This window comes from Ferrovibrio sp. (assembly GCF_017994015.1).
Taxonomy (GTDB): domain Bacteria; phylum Pseudomonadota; class Alphaproteobacteria; order Ferrovibrionales; family Ferrovibrionaceae; genus Ferrovibrio.
Genome location: NZ_JAGOLP010000029.1, coordinates 23,505 through 43,183, shown reverse-complemented (window position 1 = coordinate 43,183; position 19,679 = coordinate 23,505). Strand labels below are relative to the sequence as shown.

General features: G+C 63.0%; 16 protein-coding genes and 1 pseudogene. 11 read left to right on the top strand and 6 right to left on the bottom strand.

Translation table 11 applies throughout. The features are described from left to right. Together KBB36_RS13945 and KBB36_RS13940 are read left to right on the top strand one after the other, a co-directional pair. Nucleotides 1-880: type III PLP-dependent enzyme (locus tag KBB36_RS13945; RefSeq protein WP_290981911.1), on the top strand; the 880-nt coding region annotated here is incomplete at its 5' end. Nucleotides 881-1,277: 397 nt separating this feature from the next. Further along, nucleotides 1,278-2,867, top strand: a pseudogene (locus KBB36_RS13940) (ATP-binding protein); the annotation flags it as partial. 93 nt (nucleotides 2,868-2,960) lie between these two features. On the opposite strand, the gene KBB36_RS13935 reads toward KBB36_RS13940, so the two are convergent. Then, nucleotides 2,961-3,974 (bottom strand): NADPH:quinone oxidoreductase family protein, encoded by a 1,014-nt coding sequence (locus KBB36_RS13935; RefSeq protein WP_290981909.1) that lies wholly within the window; start codon nucleotides 3,972-3,974, stop codon nucleotides 2,961-2,963. Next, the gene (locus tag KBB36_RS13930) at nucleotides 3,971-5,149 is read right to left on the bottom strand and encodes an MFS transporter (RefSeq protein ID WP_290981907.1); all 1,179 of its coding nucleotides are present in this window, start codon (nucleotides 5,147-5,149) and stop codon (nucleotides 3,971-3,973) included. Before KBB36_RS13930 ends, KBB36_RS13935 begins: the two co-directional genes overlap by 4 nt. A gap of 112 nt (nucleotides 5,150-5,261) precedes the next feature. Here KBB36_RS13930 and mtnA point away from each other — a divergent pair, with 112 nt between their 5' ends. Both mtnA and KBB36_RS13920 read left to right on the top strand, forming a co-directional pair. Continuing rightward, nucleotides 5,262-6,359: an S-methyl-5-thioribose-1-phosphate isomerase gene (gene mtnA / locus KBB36_RS13925; RefSeq protein ID WP_290981905.1), complete on the top strand. Its 1,098-nt coding sequence runs from the start codon at nucleotides 5,262-5,264 to the stop codon at nucleotides 6,357-6,359. Nucleotides 6,360-6,378: 19 nt separating this feature from the next. Continuing rightward, nucleotides 6,379-8,433, top strand: coding sequence for a bifunctional aldolase/short-chain dehydrogenase (locus tag KBB36_RS13920; RefSeq protein WP_290981903.1), 2,055 nt, complete (start codon nucleotides 6,379-6,381; stop codon nucleotides 8,431-8,433). A 28-nt stretch (nucleotides 8,434-8,461) separates the two neighbouring features. Here KBB36_RS13920 and KBB36_RS13915 read toward each other — a convergent pair whose 3' ends face one another. Beyond that, entirely contained in the window at nucleotides 8,462-8,683 is a 222-nt protein-coding gene (locus KBB36_RS13915; protein ID WP_290981901.1) for a biotin/lipoyl-binding carrier protein, read from the bottom strand. Between the two features lie 137 nt (nucleotides 8,684-8,820). On the opposite strand from KBB36_RS13915, the gene KBB36_RS13910 reads away from it, so the two are divergent. Next, on the top strand, nucleotides 8,821-9,570 hold the full coding sequence (locus KBB36_RS13910) for a hypothetical protein (RefSeq protein WP_290981900.1): 750 nt from the start codon (nucleotides 8,821-8,823) through the stop codon (nucleotides 9,568-9,570). Nucleotides 9,571-9,655: 85 nt separating this feature from the next. Here KBB36_RS13910 and glnA read toward each other — a convergent pair whose 3' ends face one another. The 3 genes from glnA to KBB36_RS13895 form a co-directional block, all read right to left on the bottom strand. Continuing rightward, on the bottom strand, nucleotides 9,656-11,065 hold the full coding sequence (gene glnA / locus KBB36_RS13905) for a type I glutamate--ammonia ligase (protein ID WP_290981899.1): 1,410 nt from the start codon (nucleotides 11,063-11,065) through the stop codon (nucleotides 9,656-9,658). Between the two features lie 82 nt (nucleotides 11,066-11,147). Then, nucleotides 11,148-11,486 (bottom strand): P-II family nitrogen regulator, encoded by a 339-nt coding sequence (locus KBB36_RS13900; protein ID WP_290981898.1) that lies wholly within the window; start codon nucleotides 11,484-11,486, stop codon nucleotides 11,148-11,150. Nucleotides 11,487-11,675: 189 nt separating this feature from the next. After that, the gene (locus tag KBB36_RS13895) at nucleotides 11,676-12,860 is read right to left on the bottom strand and encodes a pyridoxal phosphate-dependent aminotransferase (RefSeq protein WP_290981896.1); all 1,185 of its coding nucleotides are present in this window, start codon (nucleotides 12,858-12,860) and stop codon (nucleotides 11,676-11,678) included. Between the two features lie 108 nt (nucleotides 12,861-12,968). Here KBB36_RS13895 and KBB36_RS13890 point away from each other — a divergent pair, with 108 nt between their 5' ends. From KBB36_RS13890 to KBB36_RS13865, 6 genes are all read left to right on the top strand, one after another. Continuing rightward, nucleotides 12,969-13,292, top strand: a complete 324-nt coding sequence (locus KBB36_RS13890) for an NIPSNAP family protein (RefSeq protein WP_290981894.1) — start codon at nucleotides 12,969-12,971, stop codon at nucleotides 13,290-13,292. A gap of 119 nt (nucleotides 13,293-13,411) precedes the next feature. Beyond that, on the top strand, nucleotides 13,412-14,149 hold the full coding sequence (locus KBB36_RS13885; RefSeq protein WP_290981892.1) for a transporter substrate-binding domain-containing protein: 738 nt from the start codon (nucleotides 13,412-13,414) through the stop codon (nucleotides 14,147-14,149). 24 nt (nucleotides 14,150-14,173) lie between these two features. Continuing rightward, entirely contained in the window at nucleotides 14,174-16,105 is a 1,932-nt protein-coding gene (locus KBB36_RS13880; protein ID WP_290981890.1) for a methyl-accepting chemotaxis protein, read from the top strand. A gap of 75 nt (nucleotides 16,106-16,180) precedes the next feature. Beyond that, complete coding sequence (locus KBB36_RS13875; protein ID WP_290981888.1) at nucleotides 16,181-17,863, top strand: thiamine pyrophosphate-binding protein; 1,683 nt, start codon at nucleotides 16,181-16,183, stop codon at nucleotides 17,861-17,863. Between the two features lie 62 nt (nucleotides 17,864-17,925). After that, nucleotides 17,926-19,146 (top strand): adenylate/guanylate cyclase domain-containing protein, encoded by a 1,221-nt coding sequence (locus KBB36_RS13870; RefSeq protein WP_290981886.1) that lies wholly within the window; start codon nucleotides 17,926-17,928, stop codon nucleotides 19,144-19,146. A 59-nt stretch (nucleotides 19,147-19,205) separates the two neighbouring features. Beyond that, on the top strand, nucleotides 19,206-19,670 hold the full coding sequence (locus tag KBB36_RS13865; protein WP_290981884.1) for a hypothetical protein: 465 nt from the start codon (nucleotides 19,206-19,208) through the stop codon (nucleotides 19,668-19,670). The last annotated feature ends 9 nt before the right edge of the window (nucleotides 19,671-19,679 follow it).

The window sequence follows — 19,679 nt, the reverse complement described above, 5'->3', positions numbered from 1 at the left end:
CCGTATCTCCTATGGTTCGACGATCAAGAAGCGCACAGACATTGCCTTTGCCTATGACAAGGGCGTGCGGCTGTTTGCCTTCGATTCCGAAGCCGAGCTGCTCAAGCTGGCCGATGTGGCGCCGGGCGCGCGCGTGTTCTGCCGCGTGCTGATGGAGTGCGAGGGCGCCGAATGGCCGCTGTCGCGCAAATTCGGCTGCTCGCCGCGCATGGCCGCTGATCTGCTGGTGCAGGCGCGTCGGCTTGGCCTCGATCCGTATGGCATCTCGTTCCATGTCGGCTCGCAGCAGACCGATCTTGGCCAGTGGGACAAGGCCGTGGCCCAGGTGGCGCAGATGTTCACCATCCTGCAAGATGCGGATGTGGAGCTGCGCATGATCAATCTGGGCGGCGGCTTCCCGGCTCGGTATCGCACTGACGTGCCGATGCTGGAAGCCTATGCCCAGGCGATCTCGGAAGCGATGACCAAGCATTTCGGCAATAACCTGCCGGAAATGATCATCGAGCCGGGCCGTGGTCTGGTGGGCGATGCCGGCGTGATCCAGGCCGAGGTCGTGCTGATCTCGCGCAAGGATTACGACGACGACCGCCGCTGGGTCTATCTGGATATCGGCAAGTTCTCCGGTTTGGCCGAGACCATGGACGAGGCGATCAAGTATCGCCTGGTGACGCCGCGTGATGGCGGTGCCACCGGCCCGGTCTCGATTGCTGGCCCGACCTGCGATAGCGCCGATATCCTGTATGAGAAGGCTGACTACCAGATGCCGCTCGACCTTGAAGTCGGCGACAAGGTGCAGATTCTCTCCACCGGTGCCTATACCACCACCTATTCCTCGGTGGGCTTCAACGGCTTTCCGCCGCTGAAGAGCTATTGCATCTGACCTGATCCGAACCCATGGCGGGTGTCGCGCGGCTTTTAAGCTGGCGCTGACACCCGTCTTTCGCGCCGGGGCTCTGGAACTACCGCTTGGCGGTTTCCGGAGTCCCGGCAGCGACTACAGGGTGTGTCAGAAGGCAAAGATTCAAGCCGCAATACTAATCGCTTGCCGCTAACGGAAAGCTGTGGGACAAATCCGTACAGGGTTGTTTGTTGCGAAACGCGAATCGCTACAGGCGGGCCTTGTGGGGGTTTCACAACAAAAACAACCATGCGCAGGCGGGGCGGGGGTATGTGCCAATCTTTTAGGATGCGGCAGGGGCGGGGGCGATCAAGCCACCAATGATGCTGCACAAACTGGATAGCACCGCCGGCAGAAGCGGTGCCAAGGAAACCGGGCCATGAGCGGCGCGGGCGAGGAAGATTTCCTCATTGCGCTGGGTGCGCGTCACCGGCGCGAATTGCATGAATTCCATGCCGGTCAGGCCGGGAATGGCGCGGGCGCGGCGGATGCCGCCCTGTTCATCGATGCGCTGGATGCCATCGGCGAGGCGCTGGCGGTGTGGGATGCCACGCCACGCCTGTTGCGTTTCAATCGCCGCCTGCCGGATCTGTTCGGCCTGGGCGCAACCGATTTGCAAGCCGGCATCACCGCCAAGGAATTCCTGTTTCTGCTGATTGACCAGGGGGTCATCAACCTGCGCGCCGAGGAAGCCGAGGCCTGGGTTGAAGCCTATATCGATGCCTCCACCCGTGCCGACCGCAAGCAGGAAGTGCGGCTGGCCGACGGCACCTGGCTCAGCTTCGATTGGCGCCGTCTGCCGGCTGGGCAGCATGGTGGTGGCTATGTTTCAGTGTTCAGCGACATCACCATCCGCAAACGGGCGCAGATGCGGCTGCGTCAGGCCGAAGCCAAATACCGGCAGATTTTTGACAACGTGCATGAGGGCATCATCCAGGTGACGCCGCAAGGCCGTATCCTGTCGGTCAATCGCGCCGGCGCTGCCGTGTTTGGCTATGCCTCGCCCGATGAAATGCTGCGCGAAGTGACCAATGCCGGGCGCCAGCTTTATGTGCAGCAATCACGCCGCCGCGAATTGACCGATCAGCTTGAACGCCACGGCATGACCCGCGATTTCCGTTCGCAGATGCGGCGCCGTGATGGCAGCGTGATCTGGGTTTCCAAGACATTGCGCCGGGTGGATGACGAACGCGGCAACATGGTGATGATCGAGGGCATGTTCCGCGATGTGAGCAGCCAACGCCGTGCCGAAGAAGCGCTGATGCAGGCCAAGGAACAGGCTGAGGCGGCCAATCGCGCCAAGAGCGATTTCCTGGCCAATATGAGCCATGAATTGCGCACGCCGCTGAATGCCATCTTGGGCTTTTCGCAAATCCTTTCGGAAGGCATGCTGGGGCCGATCGGCAACGCCAAATACACCGAATATTGCCGCGACATCCTGGCTTCCGGTCGCCATCTGCTGGCGCTGATCAACGATATCCTTGATATGGCGAAGGTTGAAGCCGGTAAGATGGCGCTGGAAGAGGAATGGTTCTGCCTGGAAGAAAGCCTCGATGCGGCGCTGCTGCTGGTGCGCGAGCGGGCGCATCACAACGGTATCGGCATTGCCAAGGCGTTGCCCGAGCGCTCCCCCACGCTGTGGGGTGACAGCCGAAGGCTGCGTCAGGTGTGGATCAATCTGCTGAGCAATGCGGTGAAGTTCACGCCGCGCGGCGGCCGCGTCAATATCGATGTTTCGATTGACGAGGCCGGCAACACGTCAATCGCGGTATCCGATACCGGCATCGGCATTGCTGCCGCCGATATCGAGCGCGTGTTGCAGCCTTTTGCCCAGGTGGCGAATGCCCTGTCGCGCAGCCATGAAGGCACCGGCCTGGGCCTGGCGCTGACCCGCAGCCTGGTGGAGCTGCATGGCGGCCGCCTTGCCATTGATAGCGAGGTTGGCATCGGCACCACGGTGACGGTGATCCTGCCGCCGGATCGTTTGCAGGATCGCCCGCCGGTTCTGGCAACAGCCCGGCTGCTGACAATGCCGCTGGTGCCGGATACTGCCGGGCCGGTCTCAGGCGATGCGGAGCACCAGCTTGCCTACCGCCTGGCGCTGGCCGAGGCGGCTGATGGCGCGAGCAGCGCGGTTGAACGGATGAATCTCGCTGACCAGCGGCCGCCCCTGGCCGCTGACTAGCCAGTTCGACAGGTTGTGCCGCATCAGCGGCTCCAGCGCTGGCTGGCGCCGCAATTGCTCGCCGGCCCGCACCCCGATCAGGGCGGCGCCACGCAGCAGCAGTTTGTTGGCCGGCAGGCTGGGGCGCTCGCCCGAGGCAAAGCCGATCACCAGATAACGCCCGTTTGGCGCCACGGTTTTCCAGGCGGCGTGAAACGCGGCGCCACCAACCGGATCAAACACCACATCGCTGCCATGATCAGCCGTCAGGGCGAGTAATTCCCGCGGCCAGTCCGGGTTGCCGCTATCCAGGGTGATTTCGGCGCCGGCCTGGCGTGCCGCCTGGCGTTTCGCCGCGCTGGAAGCCACCGCGATGACGCGGGCGCCAAGCTGTGCGCCAAGCGCCACGGCGGCCATACCGGTGCCGCCACCGGCACCCAGCACCAGCAGGCGTTCGCCGCGCCGCAAGTCGCCGCGCGCCACCAGGCCGGCCCAGGCTGTGTTGGCGGCCACCGGAAAGGCGGCAGCCTGTTCATAGGAATACTGCGCCGGCTTGGGCAGCAGCGCGGCAACCGGCGCCACCAATTCCTCGGCGAAGGCGCCGGTGCGGCAATGCACCAGCACGGCCATGCCGGGCTGCCACTCTGTCACATCGGCGGCGACCTCCAGGATATCGCCGGCGGCTTCGAAGCCAGGAATGAAGGGCAGCGGCGGCTTATGCTGGTATTCGCCCGCCAGCATCAGCAGATCGGGGAAATTCACCCCGGCGGCGCGCACCCGCAGCCGCACATGGCCCGGCGGCAGCGGGCCGCGCGGCATGTCGGCAAATTCCAGCACGTCCTCCGGTGCGCCCAGCCGCACACAATGCAGCACACGATAACTGCCGCCGGTCTTTGGCAGATTGCTGCTCATGGTTCGGCCCCGCGCCCGACCCGGCGCATCGGCTTGTAGAATACCAGCAGGGTGAGCAGCAGCAGGACGCCGCCGACCAGGTAGGGCGCCTCAGGGCTGACCGCTTCGTATAACAGGCCGCCAAGCAGGGGGCCAAGCACACGGCCGAGGGCTGCCAGGCCCTGCGCTGCGCCCAGGGTGATGCCTTGATGCTCGGGCGCTGCGGCGCGGCTGATCAGGCTGGCCAGGCTGGGATTGATCATGGCGAAGCTGGTGGCGGTGAAGAGAATCGAAAGGCCCAGCATCGGTACATTCACCACCCAGGCCACGATCAGGGTGCCAAAGGCCAGGCCGACAATGCCGATGCGCAGCAACAGGCTTTCGCCGAAGCGCCGTGACAAAGGCCCGATCAGGCCGCCCTGCATGGTCAGCACGATGATGCCGATAAAGGTGAAGGCGATGCCCACCTCAAAAGCGTGCCAGCCGAAGCGATCCGCAGTGAAAAGTGGAAACAGCACTTCGATCTGGGCAAAGACAAAGTTGATGAAGAACTGTACCAGGATCAGAGCCAGGGCGATGGGGCCGATCTTGTCCAGACCGCGCAAAGGGTTGCGGCTTGGCATCCCGCCGGCTTGGGCCCGGCCCGGTGGATGGGTTTCCTTCAGGCGCCAAAGCGCAAAGCCCAGGGCGCAGAATGAGGCCAGCGCCGCCGCCAGTGCCGGCAGGTGGTAGTTCGGCGCCGCCGGGTTGGGGCCAGTCAGCAGGCCGCCCAGCACCGGCCCCAGGATCATGCCAAGGCCGAAGGCGGCGCCCACCATGCCCATGCCCCGCGCGCGCTGTTCAGGTGGTGTGCTGTCGGCGATAATGGCCTGGGCGATGCCGATCTTGCCGGCGCCGATGCCGGCAAAGATGCGCGCCAGAAACACCATCAGCAGGTTGTCGGCATGGGCCAGGCCGATATAGGCCAGGCAGGAGATCAGGGTGCAGGCCAGAAAAACCGGCCGCCGGCCGATACGATCCGTGAGGCCGCCCAGCAACGGCGCGGTGATGAATTGCGCAATTGAGAATACCGAGGCGAGCAGGGCGATGACAAAAGGCGAGGCGCCGAAGCTGCTGGCATAGAAGGGCAGCAACGGCAACACGATGCCAAAGCCGATCAGGTCTACCATGACGGCGAAGAAAATCACGCCCAGCATTGAAAAAGTCTCATATGTTACAAAGGCAGGCGCGGTCTCCGGAGCAATTGCCTCGCTAGGCCAGACCGGCTATTTTCCGCGCCGATTTTCCTTTTACCCGAAAGGGCCGACCATGAAGGTTAACGGCGTAGCCTACCGCACGATCTGGGTCAATGACGATGGCTGGTCGGTTGGAATCATCGACCAGACCGGGCAGCCACATCGTTTTGTCACCACCAGCCTGACCAGCATGGAAGAGGCGGCGCATGCGATCAAGGCGATGATCGTGCGCGGCGCGCCGCTGATCGGCGCCACCGGTGCCTATGGCTTGGCGCTGGCGATGCGCCATGATGCTTCCGACGAGGCTTTGGCGCATGCCTATGATGTGCTGGTGGAGACCCGGCCGACCGCGATCAATCTGCGCTGGGCGCTGGATCGGGTGCGGAATGTGCTGGCGCCGCTGGTGCCCAAGGAGCGCGCCGCTGCCGCCTATCGCCTGGCGGCGGAAATCTGCGACGAGGATGTGGAGGTTTGCTCCGCCATCGGCAATCACGGCCTCAAGCTGATTGAGGCCATGTATGCCGAGACCGGCAAGCAGCGCCCGGTCAATATCCTGACCCATTGTAATGCCGGCTGGCTCGCGACGGTGGATTGGGGCACCGCGCTGGCGCCGATCTACAAGGCACATGATGCCGGCATCCCGGTGCATGTCTGGGTGGATGAAACCCGGCCGCGTAACCAGGGCGCCTCGCTCACGGCTTGGGAACTGGCCAGCCATGGTGTGCCGCATACCCTGATCGTGGATAATGCCGGCGGCCATCTGATGCAGCATGGCCAGGTGGATTTCTGCATTGTCGGCACTGATCGCACCACGCGGCGCGGCGATGTATGCAACAAGATCGGCACCTATCTCAAGGCGCTGGCGGCCAAGGATAACGGCGTGCCGTTCTATGTTGCGCTGCCCAGCTCCACCATCGACTGGACCATTGCCGATGGCGTGCGCGAAATCCCCATCGAGGAACGCGCTGAAAGCGAAGTGACCGTGATGAGCGGCAAGACCGCTGCCGGCGACATCGTGGCGGTGCGGATCACCCCCGATGCCACCCGCGCCGCGAATTATGGTTTCGACGTGACACCGGCCCGCCTGGTTACCGGCCTGATCACCGAGCGCGGCATCTGCCCGGCATCCGAAGCCGGCCTGATCTCGCTGTTCCCAGAACACGCCCTCTGAAAGACGAAAGCCCCAAAAGATGAAGAATCTCTGGTCCGACCGCGATGCCAAGGCCGCTATCAAGCATTACGCGCTGCAAGGTGTGAATGAGGATCTGGCGATCCGCACCTACACCACGCGGCTGCTCGGCGGCGTGCCGGCCCTGGTGCAGCATGGTGGCGGCAACACCTCGGTGAAAACCCGCATGCGTGACATTCTGGGCAATCCGGTGGATGTGCTCTGCGTCAAGGGTTCGGGCTGGGATATGGGTGTGATCGAGCCGCCGGGGCTGCCCGCCGTGCGGCTCAAGCCGTTGCAGGCGCTGATTGACCTCAAGGTTCTGACCGATGAGGACATGGTGAATGTGCAACGCTGCAACCTGCTCGATTCCACCTCGCCCAATCCGTCGGTGGAAACGCTGTTTCATGCCTTCCTGCCGCATAAGTTCATCGACCATACCCATGCCGATGCGGTGCTGGCGCTGACCGATCAGCCCGATGGCATCGAACTGGCGAAGAAGCTCTATGGCAAGCGCATCGCCGTGGTGGAATACGAGATGCCGGGCTTTGGCCTGGCCAAGAAGGCCGCCGAAGCTTTCCGCCGCCAGCCCGATGCCGAGGGCCTGGTGCTGGTGAAGCATGGCATCTTCACCTGGGGCGACAACGCCAAGCAGGCTTATGACCGCATGATCGAGTTTGTCTCGATGGCTGAGGCGCGGTTGGCCAAGGGCAAGAAGACTGTGTTCGCCCAGGCCAAGCTGCCGAAGAAGATTGCGGCGCCGGAAGATGTGCTGCCGATCCTGCGTGGCCTGATCGCGCTGCCCACCAATCCGGATGACGGCCAGTATGGCCGCTGGGTGTTTGATCGTCGCCAGACGCCGGAAATTGATGCCTTTGTGAATGGCAAGGATGTGGCGCGCTACAGCCAGGCCGGCACGGTGACGCCGGATCATGTGATCCGCACCAAGCCCTGGCCGATGATTCTGCCGGCGCCGGAAGCCGGCAAGCTGGATGATTTCGCTGCCGGTGCCCGGAAGGCGCTGGATGCCTATATCGCCAAGTACAAGGCCTATTTTGAGCGCCATAATGCCGTGGCGCAGCCGAAGAAGATCATGCTGGACCCGATGCCGCGCGCCTTGCTGGTGCCGGGCCTGGGGCTGATCGGTGTTGGCAAGTCGCGCAAGGAAGCCAGCATCGCGGCCGATATTGCCGAAACCGCCGTGGCGGTGATTACGCGGGCCGAAGCCATCGGCACATTCACCTCGATTGCCGAACGCGACATCTTCGATGTGGAATACTGGTCGCTTGAGCAGGCCAAGCTGGGCAAGGGCGCCGAGAAGCCGCTGGCGCGTCAGGTGGTGGTGGTCACCGGCGGCGCCGGCGCCATCGGCGCGGCTACGGCCAAGGCCTTTGCGGCTGAAGGCGCCGAGATTGCGGTGCTCGACCTGGATGGCGCCAAGGCGGCCGAAGTGGCCAAGAAGCTTGGCGGCATCGGCCTGGCCTGCGATGTGACCAAGGAAGCCGCCGTGCGTGCCGCCTTTGCCAAGGTGGCGGCGCATTTTGGCGGTGTTGATATCGTGGTGTCGAATGCGGGTGCTGCCTGGGGCGGCCGCATCGGCGAGGTGAGCGACGAGAGCCTGCGCAAGAGCTTCGATCTCAATTTCTTCAGCCATCAATATGTGGCTCAGGCCGCCGTGGCGATCATGCTCAAGCAGCAGACCGGCGGCTGCCTGCTGTTCAATGCCTCGAAGCAGGCGGTTAATCCCGGCCCAGATTTCGGCACCTATGGCCTGCCCAAGGCGGCCACGTTGTTCCTGTCGCGGCAATATGCGCTGGATTACGGCGCCTATGGCATCCGCTCCGGCGCAGTGAATGCTGACCGCATCCGCTCCGGCCTGCTCACCGACGACATGGTGGCCAAGCGCTCCAAGGCGCGCGGCGTGTCGGAGAAGGATTACATGTCGGGCAACCTGCTCGGCCGCGAAGTGAAGGCCAGCGATGTGGCGCAGGCTTTTGTGCAGCTTGCCGTGGCGCAGAAAACCACCGGCGGCGTGGCCACGGTGGATGGCGGCAATATCGCGGCGGCGTTGCGCTGAGGATAAAGGCTGGGCTGCGCGGCCGGAGCTAGACCTCCAGCCGCGCCAGGACCTGGCCTTCCTTTACGCTGTCGCCCTCGGCCACCAGGATGGCACCAAGCTTGCCGGCTTTTGGCGCTTCCACCGGAATCTCCATCTTCATCGATTCCAGGATCATCACCACGTCGCCGTCGCCCAGCGCGTCGCCAACACGGGTTTCGATCTTCCACACCTTGCCGGTCACTTCGGCCTTGATATCAATAGCGGGCATTGTCCATCCCTGGTTTTGCGTTTTGTTGTGGCGCCAGTGTCAGGGCATCGGCGCCAACGATCAAGGGCTGGCGCCTGCTTTGCGGCTGGCAGCCGGCGCCGTGTGCGCGTAGCATAGGGCCGACCGGGAGAGCCAACATGCGCCATTCTGCCATCGCCGTTTTATGTGCCACTGCCGGCCTGCTGGCCGCCTGCGAAAGTGATCAGGCGGTGGGGCAGAATGGCGGCAGCCTGCGGCCGCAGCCCTCCGCGATGGACAAGCCGATGCCCGGGCCGGCAACGCGCCAGGCCTATCAAATCCCGCCGCGCACTTACCCCGACCAGTCCAATACCAGCCCTGTGGGCTGGGTTTCGCCCGAGGAACGCGCCGCGGAGGAACGCCGGGCGCAGGCGCGCAAACTGGCCGAGGAGGAGCGCCGCGCCGCTGCCGAGCGCGAGAAGCTGGCCGCCGCCCAGGCCGCTGCCGAAGCCAAGGCGGCCAAGGCCAGGCCGGCCAATGCCAAGGCAGCAGCGCCGGCAAAAACCGCGACGGCGGCACCAAAACCGCCCATGGCTGCGCCGAGCCCGGCGCCCGCCGCCGCGCCCGTTATGTCAGCCAAGCCGGATGCCAGCATGGCCGATAAGTCGGCGAAGCAGCCGGGCCGCTGGCATGGCCATATTGCCTCGCATCGCAGCGAGGAAGCGGCGATCAACGATTGGCAGGGCCGGCTCAAGGCCAACCCGCAGGTATATGGTGAACTGGAGCCGGCGCTGATCTGGGTAGACCTGCCCAATCGCGGCTCGTTTGCCCGGCTGACCTTTGGCGATTATGCCAGCAAGGCCGAGGTGGATGTTGCCTGCGGCAAAATCCGCGGCCCCGGCCGCTATTGCAACGCGGTGGCAGAGTAACAATCTAAACTGTTGCTGAGGCAAGACGTAAAAAAAAGCCCCGCCGGTTTCCCGGCGGGGCTTCTTCGTTACGCGGCAGCGTGGCTTAGACGCTGAAATACATCTGGAACTCGATCGGGTGCGGAGTGTGCTCAAAAGCGTACACTTCTTCCCACTTCAGTTCCATGTAGGCGTCGATGAAGTCGTCGTTGAAGACGTTACCGGCCTTGAGGAACTCGCGGTCCTTGTCGAGATTTTCCAGTGCTTCGCGGAGCGAACCGCAAACCTGCGGCACTTCCTTCAGCTCTTCCGGCGGCAGGTCATACAGGTTCTTGTCCATGGCATCGCCAGGATGGATCTTGTTCTTGATGCCATCCAGGCCGGCCATCAGCATGGCGGAATAGGCCAGGTAGGGGTTCGCGCCCGGATCGGGGAAGCGGATTTCGACGCGCTTGGCCTTCTCGCCGGCGCCGAACGGGATGCGGCAGGAAGCCGAGCGGTTGCGCGCCGAATAGGCGAGCAGCACCGGGGCTTCGAAGCCGGGGATCAGGCGCTTGTAGCTGTTGGTCAGCGGGTTGGTGAAGGCATTCAGCGCCTTGGCATGCTTGATGATGCCGCCGATGTAATACAGCGCCATGTCGCTCAGGCCGGCATACTTGTTGCCGGCGAAAAGCGGCTTGCCGCCCTTCCACAGCGACTGGTGCACGTGCATGCCCGAGCCGTTATCGCCCTTGATCGGCTTCGGCATGAAGGTGGCAGTCTTGCCCCAGGCATGCGCCACGTTGTGGACGCAATACTTGTAGATCTGCATCGAGTCAGCCGACTTCACCAGCGGGGCAAACTTGATGCCCAGCTCATGCTGGCTGTTGGCCACTTCGTGGTGATGCTTTTCCACAGTCACGCCCATCCCGGCGATGGTGGTGAGCATTTCGGCGCGCAGGTCGTTACCCTGATCGAGCGGGGCAACCGGGAAATAGCCGCCCTTGATCGGGGCGCGATGGCCCATATTGCCGCCTTCGTAGGACTTGCCGGAATTGTAGGCGCCTTCGATGTCGTCGAGATAAACGAAGGTCTCGTTCATCGACACCTTGTAACGGGCATCGTCGAACACAAAGAATTCGGCTTCCGGGCCGAAGAAGGCGGTATCGGCCACCTTGCTCGACTTGATGAAGGCTTCGGCGGCCTTGGCGATGCTGCGCGGGCAGCGGTTATAGGTGGTGCCATCGCCCGGGTTCAGCACGTCGCAGAACAGGACCAGCATGGTCTGGGCGGCAAAGGGATCGAAAGTGGCGCTGTTCAGATCCGGCTTCAGCAGCATGTCGGATTCGTTGATCGCCTTCCAGCCGGCAATCGACGAACCGTCAAACATGGTGCCTTCGTTAAGCAAGTCGTCATCCACCATGGTGACGTCCATGGCAAGGTGCTGCCACTTGCCGCGCGGGTCCGTGAACCGCAGGTCCACGTACTTCACGTCTTTTTCCTTGATCAGCTTCAGTATGGATTTCGCGTCAGCCATGGTCTTTTCCTGCTGCTCTTTCCCTGATTCAGGTTCACTTGGTTTGGGGGTGATGATCAGGCGGTTGCGACCCGCCCAACCGTCAGACCGCCTCCGTACCCTTTTCGCCGGTACGAATGCGGATGACTTCTTCGACAGTGGAGATGAAGATTTTACCATCGCCAATGCGGCCGGTGCGGGCCGCCTGGGTGATGGCTTCCACGGCGCGGTCGACCATGCCGTCATCGAGCACCACTTCGATTTTCACCTTCGGGAGAAAATCGACGACATATTCGGCGCCGCGATAGAGTTCGGTATGGCCCTTCTGGCGGCCGAAGCCCTTGGCCTCGGTGACGGTGAGGCCCTGCAAGCCGATTTCATGCAGGGCTTCCTTCACTTCGTCGAGCTTGAACGGCTTGATGATGGCTTCGATCTTTTTCATGGTCTTCCGAGATGTCCCGATAACCGTCGGTGTTGAAACGAACGGGGTGGATGTATGCACGGAGTGTGCCAGCTTTAAGAAGTTTTTAACACGCTGAAATGCTGGTGTAGCAGGGGCTTGCCGTTGCTGTCGATGGATACAACAGAATGCATTTCAGGCATGTTGGCTAAAAAATAAGCAAATAATTGCTTAGATTTTAGCCTTGCCCTGTGCAAGCCATGTCCCAACCCGCTGAAGCGCCTCTGAAATAGCCGCATCATCGGCAGCAAACGAGAAGCGCAGGTAGCCTTCGCCATGGCGCCCGAAGCTGGTGCCGGCGATGGTGGCCACCCCGGCTTCCTCCAGCAGGGCGTCCTGCAACTGCCGGGCGCTGTAGCCGGTTTGGCTGATATTGGGGAAGGCGTAGAAGGCGCCGGCAGGCTGGATGCAGCTCACGCCGGGCAGGGCGTTGAGGCCCTGCACGGTCAGGGCGCGGCGGCGGATGAAGGCCTGGCGCATCTGCTCCACGGCATCCTGCGGCCCCTGCAAGGCGGCGATGCCGGCAAACTGGGTCGGCGCGTTGACACAGGAATGCACATTGATCGCCAGCTTGGTGGCCAGCTCGGCCAGGCTTTGCGGCCACAGGCCCCAGCCCAGGCGCCAGCCGGTCATGGCATAGGTCTTGGACCAGCCGTCCAGCACGATCAGACGGTCATGCAGCTCGGTATAGGGAATGAAGCTGGCATAAGGCTTGTCGTCATCCAGCACCAGGCGGGAATAGATTTCGTCGGCCATGATGGCAACATGCGGATGCGCCGCCAGGCCGGCCGCCAGCTTGGCCACTTCCTCGGCCGGGGCCACACCGCCGGTCGGGTTGGCCGGCGAGTTGACGATCAGCAGCCGGGTGTTGGGCGTGATGCGGGCCAGCAGGTCATCGGCGCGGAACGCAAAGCCATCCTGCTCCAGCAAAGGATAGCCCACCGCCGTGGCGCCGGTGAAATTCACAAGGCTCTCATAAATCGGGAAGCCCGGATCGGGGTAGAGGATTTCGCCGCCCGGCTCGCCAAACATCTGGATCGCGGTGGCCATCGTAACCTTGCCGCCCGGCACGATCACGATGCGGCCGGGATCAACATTCACGCCACGCCGCGCCGCGATATCGGCCGCCACGGCTTCGCGCAACGGCAGGATGCCATTGGCCGGGGTGTAGCCATGATGGCCATCGCGCAACGCCTTCACGGCAGCTTCCACCACATGGTCCGGCGTGGCGAAATCGGGCTGGCCGATGCCCAGATTGATCACCGACTTGCCCTGTGCTTCCAGCGCCTTGGCGCGGGCCAGCACTTCAAAGGCGCTCTCGGAACCAAGCCGGTTCATGCGCGCGGCAATCTGCATGGTGTTCCTCCCTGCTATCAACCTGTTGCTTATGCCGGGAAAGCGGCAACTCGACAAGGGCAGGCGGCAGCCCTAACTTGCCACGGACGAAATCCTGGAGAGAAAACCATGTTGCTTGACGTGCGCACCTATACCTGCCGGCCCGGCACCGTGAAGCTGCATCTCGAACTCTACGAGAGGCTCGGCATGGCGGCGCAGCAGCGCCATCTCGGCAAGCCGCTGGCTTTCCTGATCACCGAGACCGGGCCGCTCAACACCTACATGCATATCTGGTGTTATGAAGATGCCGCCGACCGTTCCAGCAAACGCGCCGCCATGCAGGCCGATCCGGATTGGATCAACTATCTGGCAGAAAGCGCCAAGGCCGGCTATCTGATCGCGCAGGAAAACAAGCTGATGACGCCAGCCGGGTTTGCGCCGCTCAACCGGTAACTTTTTGCTTATACACGCGCAGCGCGCGGGCAAAAGGCGAATTTATTCTGGACCTATCCTGCGGGCCGGCCTAGGCTTTTTCCCATAAGAAGCGTTTTGCTCTGGGAGGGGCGCGCCGATTGGGACTCCGGGCCACCCTGCTCGTTTTGAGTCTGCTCTGCCCGGTTATGGCAGCGGCGCAGCCTGGGCTGGAAATCGTTGGCCCGATCCGGCCACCTTATGTCAGCGAAATAGACGGCAAACCAGCCGGGCCGGCGCTGGAACTGGCGCGGCGTATTGCCGCCCATGCCGGATTGACGCCCAATATCCGCATCCTGCCGTTCCAGCGCGCTGTGTTGCAGCTTGATCTGGGCGGCACGCTTTATCCCGCCCTGCTGCGCACGCCGCAGCGCGAGGCGCGCTATGCCTGGATCGGCATGGTGCATGCGGATCGGGCGGTGTTTTTCACCCGCACCGGCATGGCGGCCATCGATACCCAGGAACAGGCCCGCCAGGCCGCCCAGATCGGCGTGCTGCGCGGCTCGGAATTGCTGCCGATGCTGCAATCCTATGGCCTGGACAATATCCATATCGCCAGCAGCGAGGCCGAGAATGCCCGCTTGCTGCAAGCCGGCCGCATCACCGCCTGGTTTGCGCTCAATGCCGTGGGGCTGGCTACCGCCCAGGAGCTTGGCATGGCGGGCACTGAATTCCGCACCGGCGCCAGCTTTGCACAGCTTTCCTTCTGGGTTGTGGCGTCGCCCGGCCTGCCGCCAGCACTGATCGATGCCTTGCGCGATGGCTATGCCCGTCTGCGCCAGAATGGCGACTATGACCGGATCATGCTGCCGCTCACCCTGCTTGAAAACCGTTCCTGATTGACACAGCACATGGAGGCAAGAATGCCCATCTTCTCACGGATCAATATCGGCCCCAGGGTGTTTTTTGTCATCGCGTTGCTGTCGCTGGTGGCGGCTGGTGTGGGCTTCACTGGCATCCAGGCCCTGGATCGTTATGAACGCCAGAGCAACCGCATGGAATTGCTGGCCAAGCGCGCCAACCTGATGGAGCGGGTGGACAAGCTGGTCTATGCCGTGGTGATGGATTCGCGCGGCATCTACATGTCACGCGATTTTGCCGAGGCGAAGCGTTTCGGCACGCCGCTGCTTGGCAATCTCCAGCAATTGCGTGACACCATGGCGCAGATCGAAAAACTGATCGATGCCGATCAGCGCGGCAGTTACGAGGAATTCCGCAAGACGGTGGAGCAATTCATCACTTTCCGCACCGAACTGGTGCGGCTTGGCACCGAGGTTGAGGTGGCCAAGGGTCGTGAATTTGGCGACAACGAAGCCAATCGCAGCAATCGCCAGGCGCTGAACCGCCAGCTTGATGCGGCGGCGAAGCGCAATTTTGATCAGGTGACGGCGCTGAATGATGAATTGACGCATTTCTATGAAGTGCAGCGCCCCACCATGATCGTGGGCATGATTGCTGGTGTGATCGTGGCGGTGTTGCTGGGCGCCTATGTGGTGGTGGCTACCATCACGCGGCCGATCACCCGGATCAACAACGTGATGGGCCAGCTTGCGGCGGGCGACCTCAGCGTGCGCATTGATGGCGCTGATCGTGGCGATGAGATCGGCGGCATGGCAAAGGCGGTGCAGGTGTTCAAGGACAACATGATCGCGCGCGCCGAGGCGGAAGCAGAGATTGCGGCCCAGCGCACGGAAGCCGAGCGCAGGCGGGCCGAGAATGATGCCCGCGACCGCGCCGCTGCCGCAGAGATAGCCTCACTTTGCGCCAAGATCGCAGCCGGCGACCTGAATGATCGTCTGTCGGAAAATGGCAAGGAAGGATTTTATCTCTCTGTCAGCCAGCAGCTTAACCAGCTTACCGCCACCATGCAGGCAATGGCGCGTGAATTGGCCAGTGTGATGGGTGCGATGGCGGAAGGTGATCTGACCCAGGCGGTGCATGGCCAGTATCGCGGCGTGTTCGGCGATTTGAAGGAGAGCGCCAACAGCACGGCGCGGCGCCTGCGTGAATTTGCCACCAGGCTGGGGCGCACGGCTCAGACAGTGCGTGGTGCCTCGAACGAGATTTCCTCCGGTAGCCAGGATCTGGCGCAACGCACTGAAAGCCAGGCCGCCAGCATTGAGGAGACGGCGGCGTCGATGCACGAGATCACCACCACGGTGAAGCAGAATGCCGAGAATGCCCAGGCGGCCAATCAGCTCAGTCTGGCGGCGCGAGATACCGCCGAGAAGGGCGGCAAGGTGACACAGGATGCGGTGGCGGCGGTTACCCGCATCGAGGATAGCGCGCGCCGCATCGGCGATATTGTGGCGCTGATTGACGAGATTGCGTTTCAGACCAACCTGTTGGCGTTGAATGCCAGCGTGGAAGCGGCCCGTGCTGGCGAGGCCGGCAAGGGCTTTGCCGTGGTGGCGCAGGAGGTGCGCGCCCTGGCGCAGCGTTCGGCCAGTGCGTCAAAGGATATCAAGGCGCTGATTCAGGAATCCAATGCCCAGGTGAAAAGTGGTGCTGCCCTGGTGAACCAGACCGGCGCCAGCCTGACCGATATTGTTGCCGCCGTGAAAAAGGTGACCGATATCGTGGCCGAGATTGCCGCGGCTTCGGTTGAGCAGGCTACCGGACTGGACCAGATCAACACTGCCGTGGCCAGCATGGACGAAATGACCCAGCGCAATTCCGCCTTGGTGGAAGAAACCACGGCGGCAGCGCAATCACTGGCCTCGCAAGCCAATGAACTGGCTGAACTGGTCGGCTTCTTCCGGGTCGGGGATGGTCGCGAAGTTGAGGCCGCATAATCCAGCGCCATGGCTTGAGTCCAGGGCGCGGCCTGCCTAATCTGTTGCCTCGGTTTTTCTGGGGAGCGATGAGGCATGGGCAAGCGTACTGGTGGTCAGATTCTGGTTGAGCAACTGCGCATTCAGGGCGTTGATACCGCCTTTGGCGTGCCGGGCGAAAGTTATCTCGCCGTGCTTGATGCGATGCATGATCACGCCAATGCCATGCGCTATGTGATCTGCCGCCAGGAAGGCGGCGCGGCGATGATGGCCGATGCCTATGCCAAACTGACCGGCAAGGTTGGCGTTTGCATGGTGACGCGCGGTCCCGGTGCCACCAATGCCTCGGCTGGTGTGCATGTCGCCTTCCAGGATTCCACCCCGATGCTGCTGCTGATCGGCCAGGTGGGGCGCGACATGATCGAGCGCGAGGCGTTTCAGGAAATCGATTATCGCCGCATGTTCGGCCAGATGGCGAAATGGGTGGCGCAGATTGATGATGCGGCCCGGATTCCGGAATATATCAGCCGTGCCTTCTCGGTGGCGCAATCCGGCCGGCGTGGCCCAGTGGTGCTGGCTTTGCCCGAGGATATGCTGACAGAACTGGCCGAAACGCCCGATGCGTTGCCGGTGCAGGTGCCCGAGGCACATCCCGGCCCGGCCGAAATGCAGCGTTTCAAGCAGATGCTGCAAGCCGCCGAGCGGCCATTGCTGATTGTTGGCGGCGGCGGTTGGAACGAAGCATTGCGCATCGAGACCCAGGCCTTTGCCGAGGCTGCCGATCTGCCGGTGGCGGCAGTGTTCCGGCGCCAGGACTACATCGACAACGATTGGCCGAATTATGTCGGTGAAATCGGCATCGGCCCGAATCCGAAACTGGCCGAACGAGTGCGACAATCCGACCTGCTGATTGTGCTCGGCGCCCGCCTGGGCGAGATGACCACCGGCGGCTATACCTTGTTCGGCGTGCCGCAGCCGGGCCAGCCGATGGTGCATATCCATGCCGGCATCGAGGAACTGAACCGGGTGTATCAGCCCGATCTGGCGATCAATGCCACGTCGCGCGGCTTCATTGCTGCGGCCCGGGCAATGGGCGCCATCGATGGCAGCCGCTGGCGCGATGCCACCCGCGCCGCGCGTGCAGAATATGAGGCTTGGCAACAGCCGACCCAATCGCCAGGCATGGTGCAGATGGCAGAGATTGTGCGCTGGCTGGCCGCCAATACACCGAATGACACCATTGTTACCAACGGCGCCGGCAACTATGCCACCTGGGTGCACCGGTTTCACCGCTATCGCCGCCATGGCGGCCAGCTGGCGCCGACTTCCGGCTCAATGGGCTATGGCTTGCCGGCGGCGGTGGCGGCCAAGCTGGCGCGGCCCGAGCGGCTGGTAGTGGCCTTTGCCGGCGATGGCTGCATCCAGATGACGTTGCAGGAATTTGCCACGGCGCGCCAGCATGGTGCCAATATCATTGCCGTGGTGGTGAATAATGGCATGTATGGCACGATCCGCATGCATCAGGAGCGGGAATATCCCGCACGGGTCAGCGGCACGGATTTGTTCAATCCGGATTATGCCGCCATTGCCCGTGCCTATGGCGGCCATGGTGAGACGGTGGAGCGCACCGAGGATTTCCCGGCCGCCTTTGAACGGGCGCGGCAATCCGGCCTGCCGGCAATCATAGAAGTGCGGGTTGATCCCGAAGCGCTGACGCCGCGGGCCTCGCTGAGCCAGATTCGCGAGGCCGGCATCAAGGCGCACCATAGCCAGCGCTGAAACAGATTTATTGTAATCGGCAGCACAGGATTCCTGGCCCGGCTTCGTGGTAGTCTGTTGCCATGAATGATGCTGAGCTTGACAACGCGCCACTGGAGAACTGGCTGCTGCATGCCGGTTTGCAGGGCTTCTCGGTGGCGGCATTGCTGGAGGGCTTTTGCCGCCGGCTGCGCCATGAGGGCATGGCCCTGGTGCGCGGCCATATTGCCCTGGCGGCTTTGCATCCGCTCGTGCGGGCGCGCAGCCTGACCTGGAAATGCGGCGATAGCGCCCTGGTGGGCGAGGAAATGCCGCACCGCGACCGCGAGGAAGATGCGCCAGGCTGGTTCGCCAGCCCGTTTCGCCACATGCTGGTTGCGGATATTCCGCAATTGCGCCGTCGTCTGGCCGGGGCCGGGGCAGTGCTGGATTTCCCGGTGCTGCATGAATTTGCCGGGCTGGGCTACACTGAGTGGCTGGCGCGCGCCTTCGGCTTCGGCTGGGAGATGGAGCATTTGCCGGTGGCCGGCAAAATGGCCGAAATCGGCATGGCATGCTCTTTCTGCACCGACGCCCCGGATGGTTTTCCTGCCGCCGATCTGGCCCGTCTTGATGCTTTGCTGCCGCAGCTTGCCCTGGCGGTGAAGGCCACCACCATGGTGGATACCACACGCAATGTGATGGCGGCCTATCTTGGCGGCGATGCGGCGCAGCATGTGCTGTCGGGCGAAATCCGTCGTGGTAAGGCGCAGCGCGTTGCGGCAGCGATTCTCTACGCTGATCTGCGCGGCTTCACGGCCTTGGCCGACCGGCTGGAGATCGAGCCATTGGTGGCGACATTGAATGCCTATTTTGACTGCCTTGGCCCTGCCGTGGCGGAACGGGGCGGCCAGGTGCTGAAATTTCTCGGCGATGGCCTGCTGGCCAGCTTTCAGATTGAGGATGAGGCCGATCCGGCGCCCTATTGCCGTGCCGCGCTGAGTGCCGCCGAAGCTGCGCTGGCTGCGGTGGCAAAACTGAATGCCGAACGTGCGGCTGCCGGCGCGCCGGTATTGCAACTGGATATTGCGCTGCATCTCGGCACGCTGATGTATGGCAATGTCGGCACCGCTGATCGGCTTGATTTCACCCTGATCGGGCCGGCGGTGAACGAGGCGGCGCGAATCGAGAATTTGTGTTCAATGCTCGACCGGGCGCTGCTTGCCTCGGGGAGCTTTGCTGCCTGCGCTGGCGGTGGCCTGCGCTCGTTGGGCCACCATAGCCTGCGCGGTGTGGCCGAGCCCCGTGAGGTTTTTGGCCTCTGACCTGGATAGATAGCTTGTAGTCAGTTGACTTTCCATTCCGGGTTGCGCACCTATGCGGTATGGCATTCAACTCTGTCACCTACACCGTTGCACTGATCCAGGATGGCGAGACGGCATCGGCCAGGACCGATGCGGCGCTGCCACTAACCCAGGAACTGCTTGAGGCGGCGGGCCGGCGCTATGGCTTTGGCTTCCGCTGGCGCCATTGGCGCGATGGCAGTGCGGCCGAAGCCCTGGACCGCAGCGATGCCATCCTGCTCGGTGCCGATGCCGCCGGATTTTTTGCGCGCGGCGGTTGGCGGGCTTTGGCGCCGGATGTGTGGCGGCCGCCGGTGATTGCCGCAGAGCGCGGCGACCTTGCGGCGCTGATCCATGCCGGTGGGCGGCTGCTGCGGCAACTGGGCCAACAGCCGGCAGCCCTGGCGCTGGAGCAGGCCCTGGACAACGCCCTGGCACGTTTTGAAGGCGCTACGGCTGGGCAGTGCGAGCGCCAGCTCGGCGCCGCCATTCTCACCACGCTTTAACAAAAAATG

Coding starts and splice junctions, on each gene's coding strand:
- KBB36_RS13870 (WP_290981886.1), top strand. CDS start 17,926: ATGAATGATGCTGAGCTTGACAACGCGCCACTGGAGAACTGGCTGCTG.
- KBB36_RS13930 (WP_290981907.1), bottom strand. CDS start 5,149: ATGCTGGGCGTGATTTTCTTCGCCGTCATGGTAGACCTGATCGGCTTT.
- KBB36_RS13865 (WP_290981884.1), top strand. CDS start 19,206: ATGGCATTCAACTCTGTCACCTACACCGTTGCACTGATCCAGGATGGC.
- KBB36_RS13880 (WP_290981890.1), top strand. CDS start 14,174: ATGCCCATCTTCTCACGGATCAATATCGGCCCCAGGGTGTTTTTTGTC.
- KBB36_RS13915 (WP_290981901.1), bottom strand. CDS start 8,683: ATGCCCGCTATTGATATCAAGGCCGAAGTGACCGGCAAGGTGTGGAAG.
- glnA (WP_290981899.1), bottom strand. CDS start 11,065: ATGGCTGACGCGAAATCCATACTGAAGCTGATCAAGGAAAAAGACGTG.
- KBB36_RS13875 (WP_290981888.1), top strand. CDS start 16,181: ATGGGCAAGCGTACTGGTGGTCAGATTCTGGTTGAGCAACTGCGCATT.
- mtnA (WP_290981905.1), top strand. CDS start 5,262: ATGAAGGTTAACGGCGTAGCCTACCGCACGATCTGGGTCAATGACGAT.
- KBB36_RS13890 (WP_290981894.1), top strand. CDS start 12,969: ATGTTGCTTGACGTGCGCACCTATACCTGCCGGCCCGGCACCGTGAAG.
- KBB36_RS13920 (WP_290981903.1), top strand. CDS start 6,379: ATGAAGAATCTCTGGTCCGACCGCGATGCCAAGGCCGCTATCAAGCAT.
- KBB36_RS13895 (WP_290981896.1), bottom strand. CDS start 12,860: ATGCAGATTGCCGCGCGCATGAACCGGCTTGGTTCCGAGAGCGCCTTT.
- KBB36_RS13900 (WP_290981898.1), bottom strand. CDS start 11,486: ATGAAAAAGATCGAAGCCATCATCAAGCCGTTCAAGCTCGACGAAGTG.
- KBB36_RS13910 (WP_290981900.1), top strand. CDS start 8,821: ATGCGCCATTCTGCCATCGCCGTTTTATGTGCCACTGCCGGCCTGCTG.
- KBB36_RS13935 (WP_290981909.1), bottom strand. CDS start 3,974: ATGAGCAGCAATCTGCCAAAGACCGGCGGCAGTTATCGTGTGCTGCAT.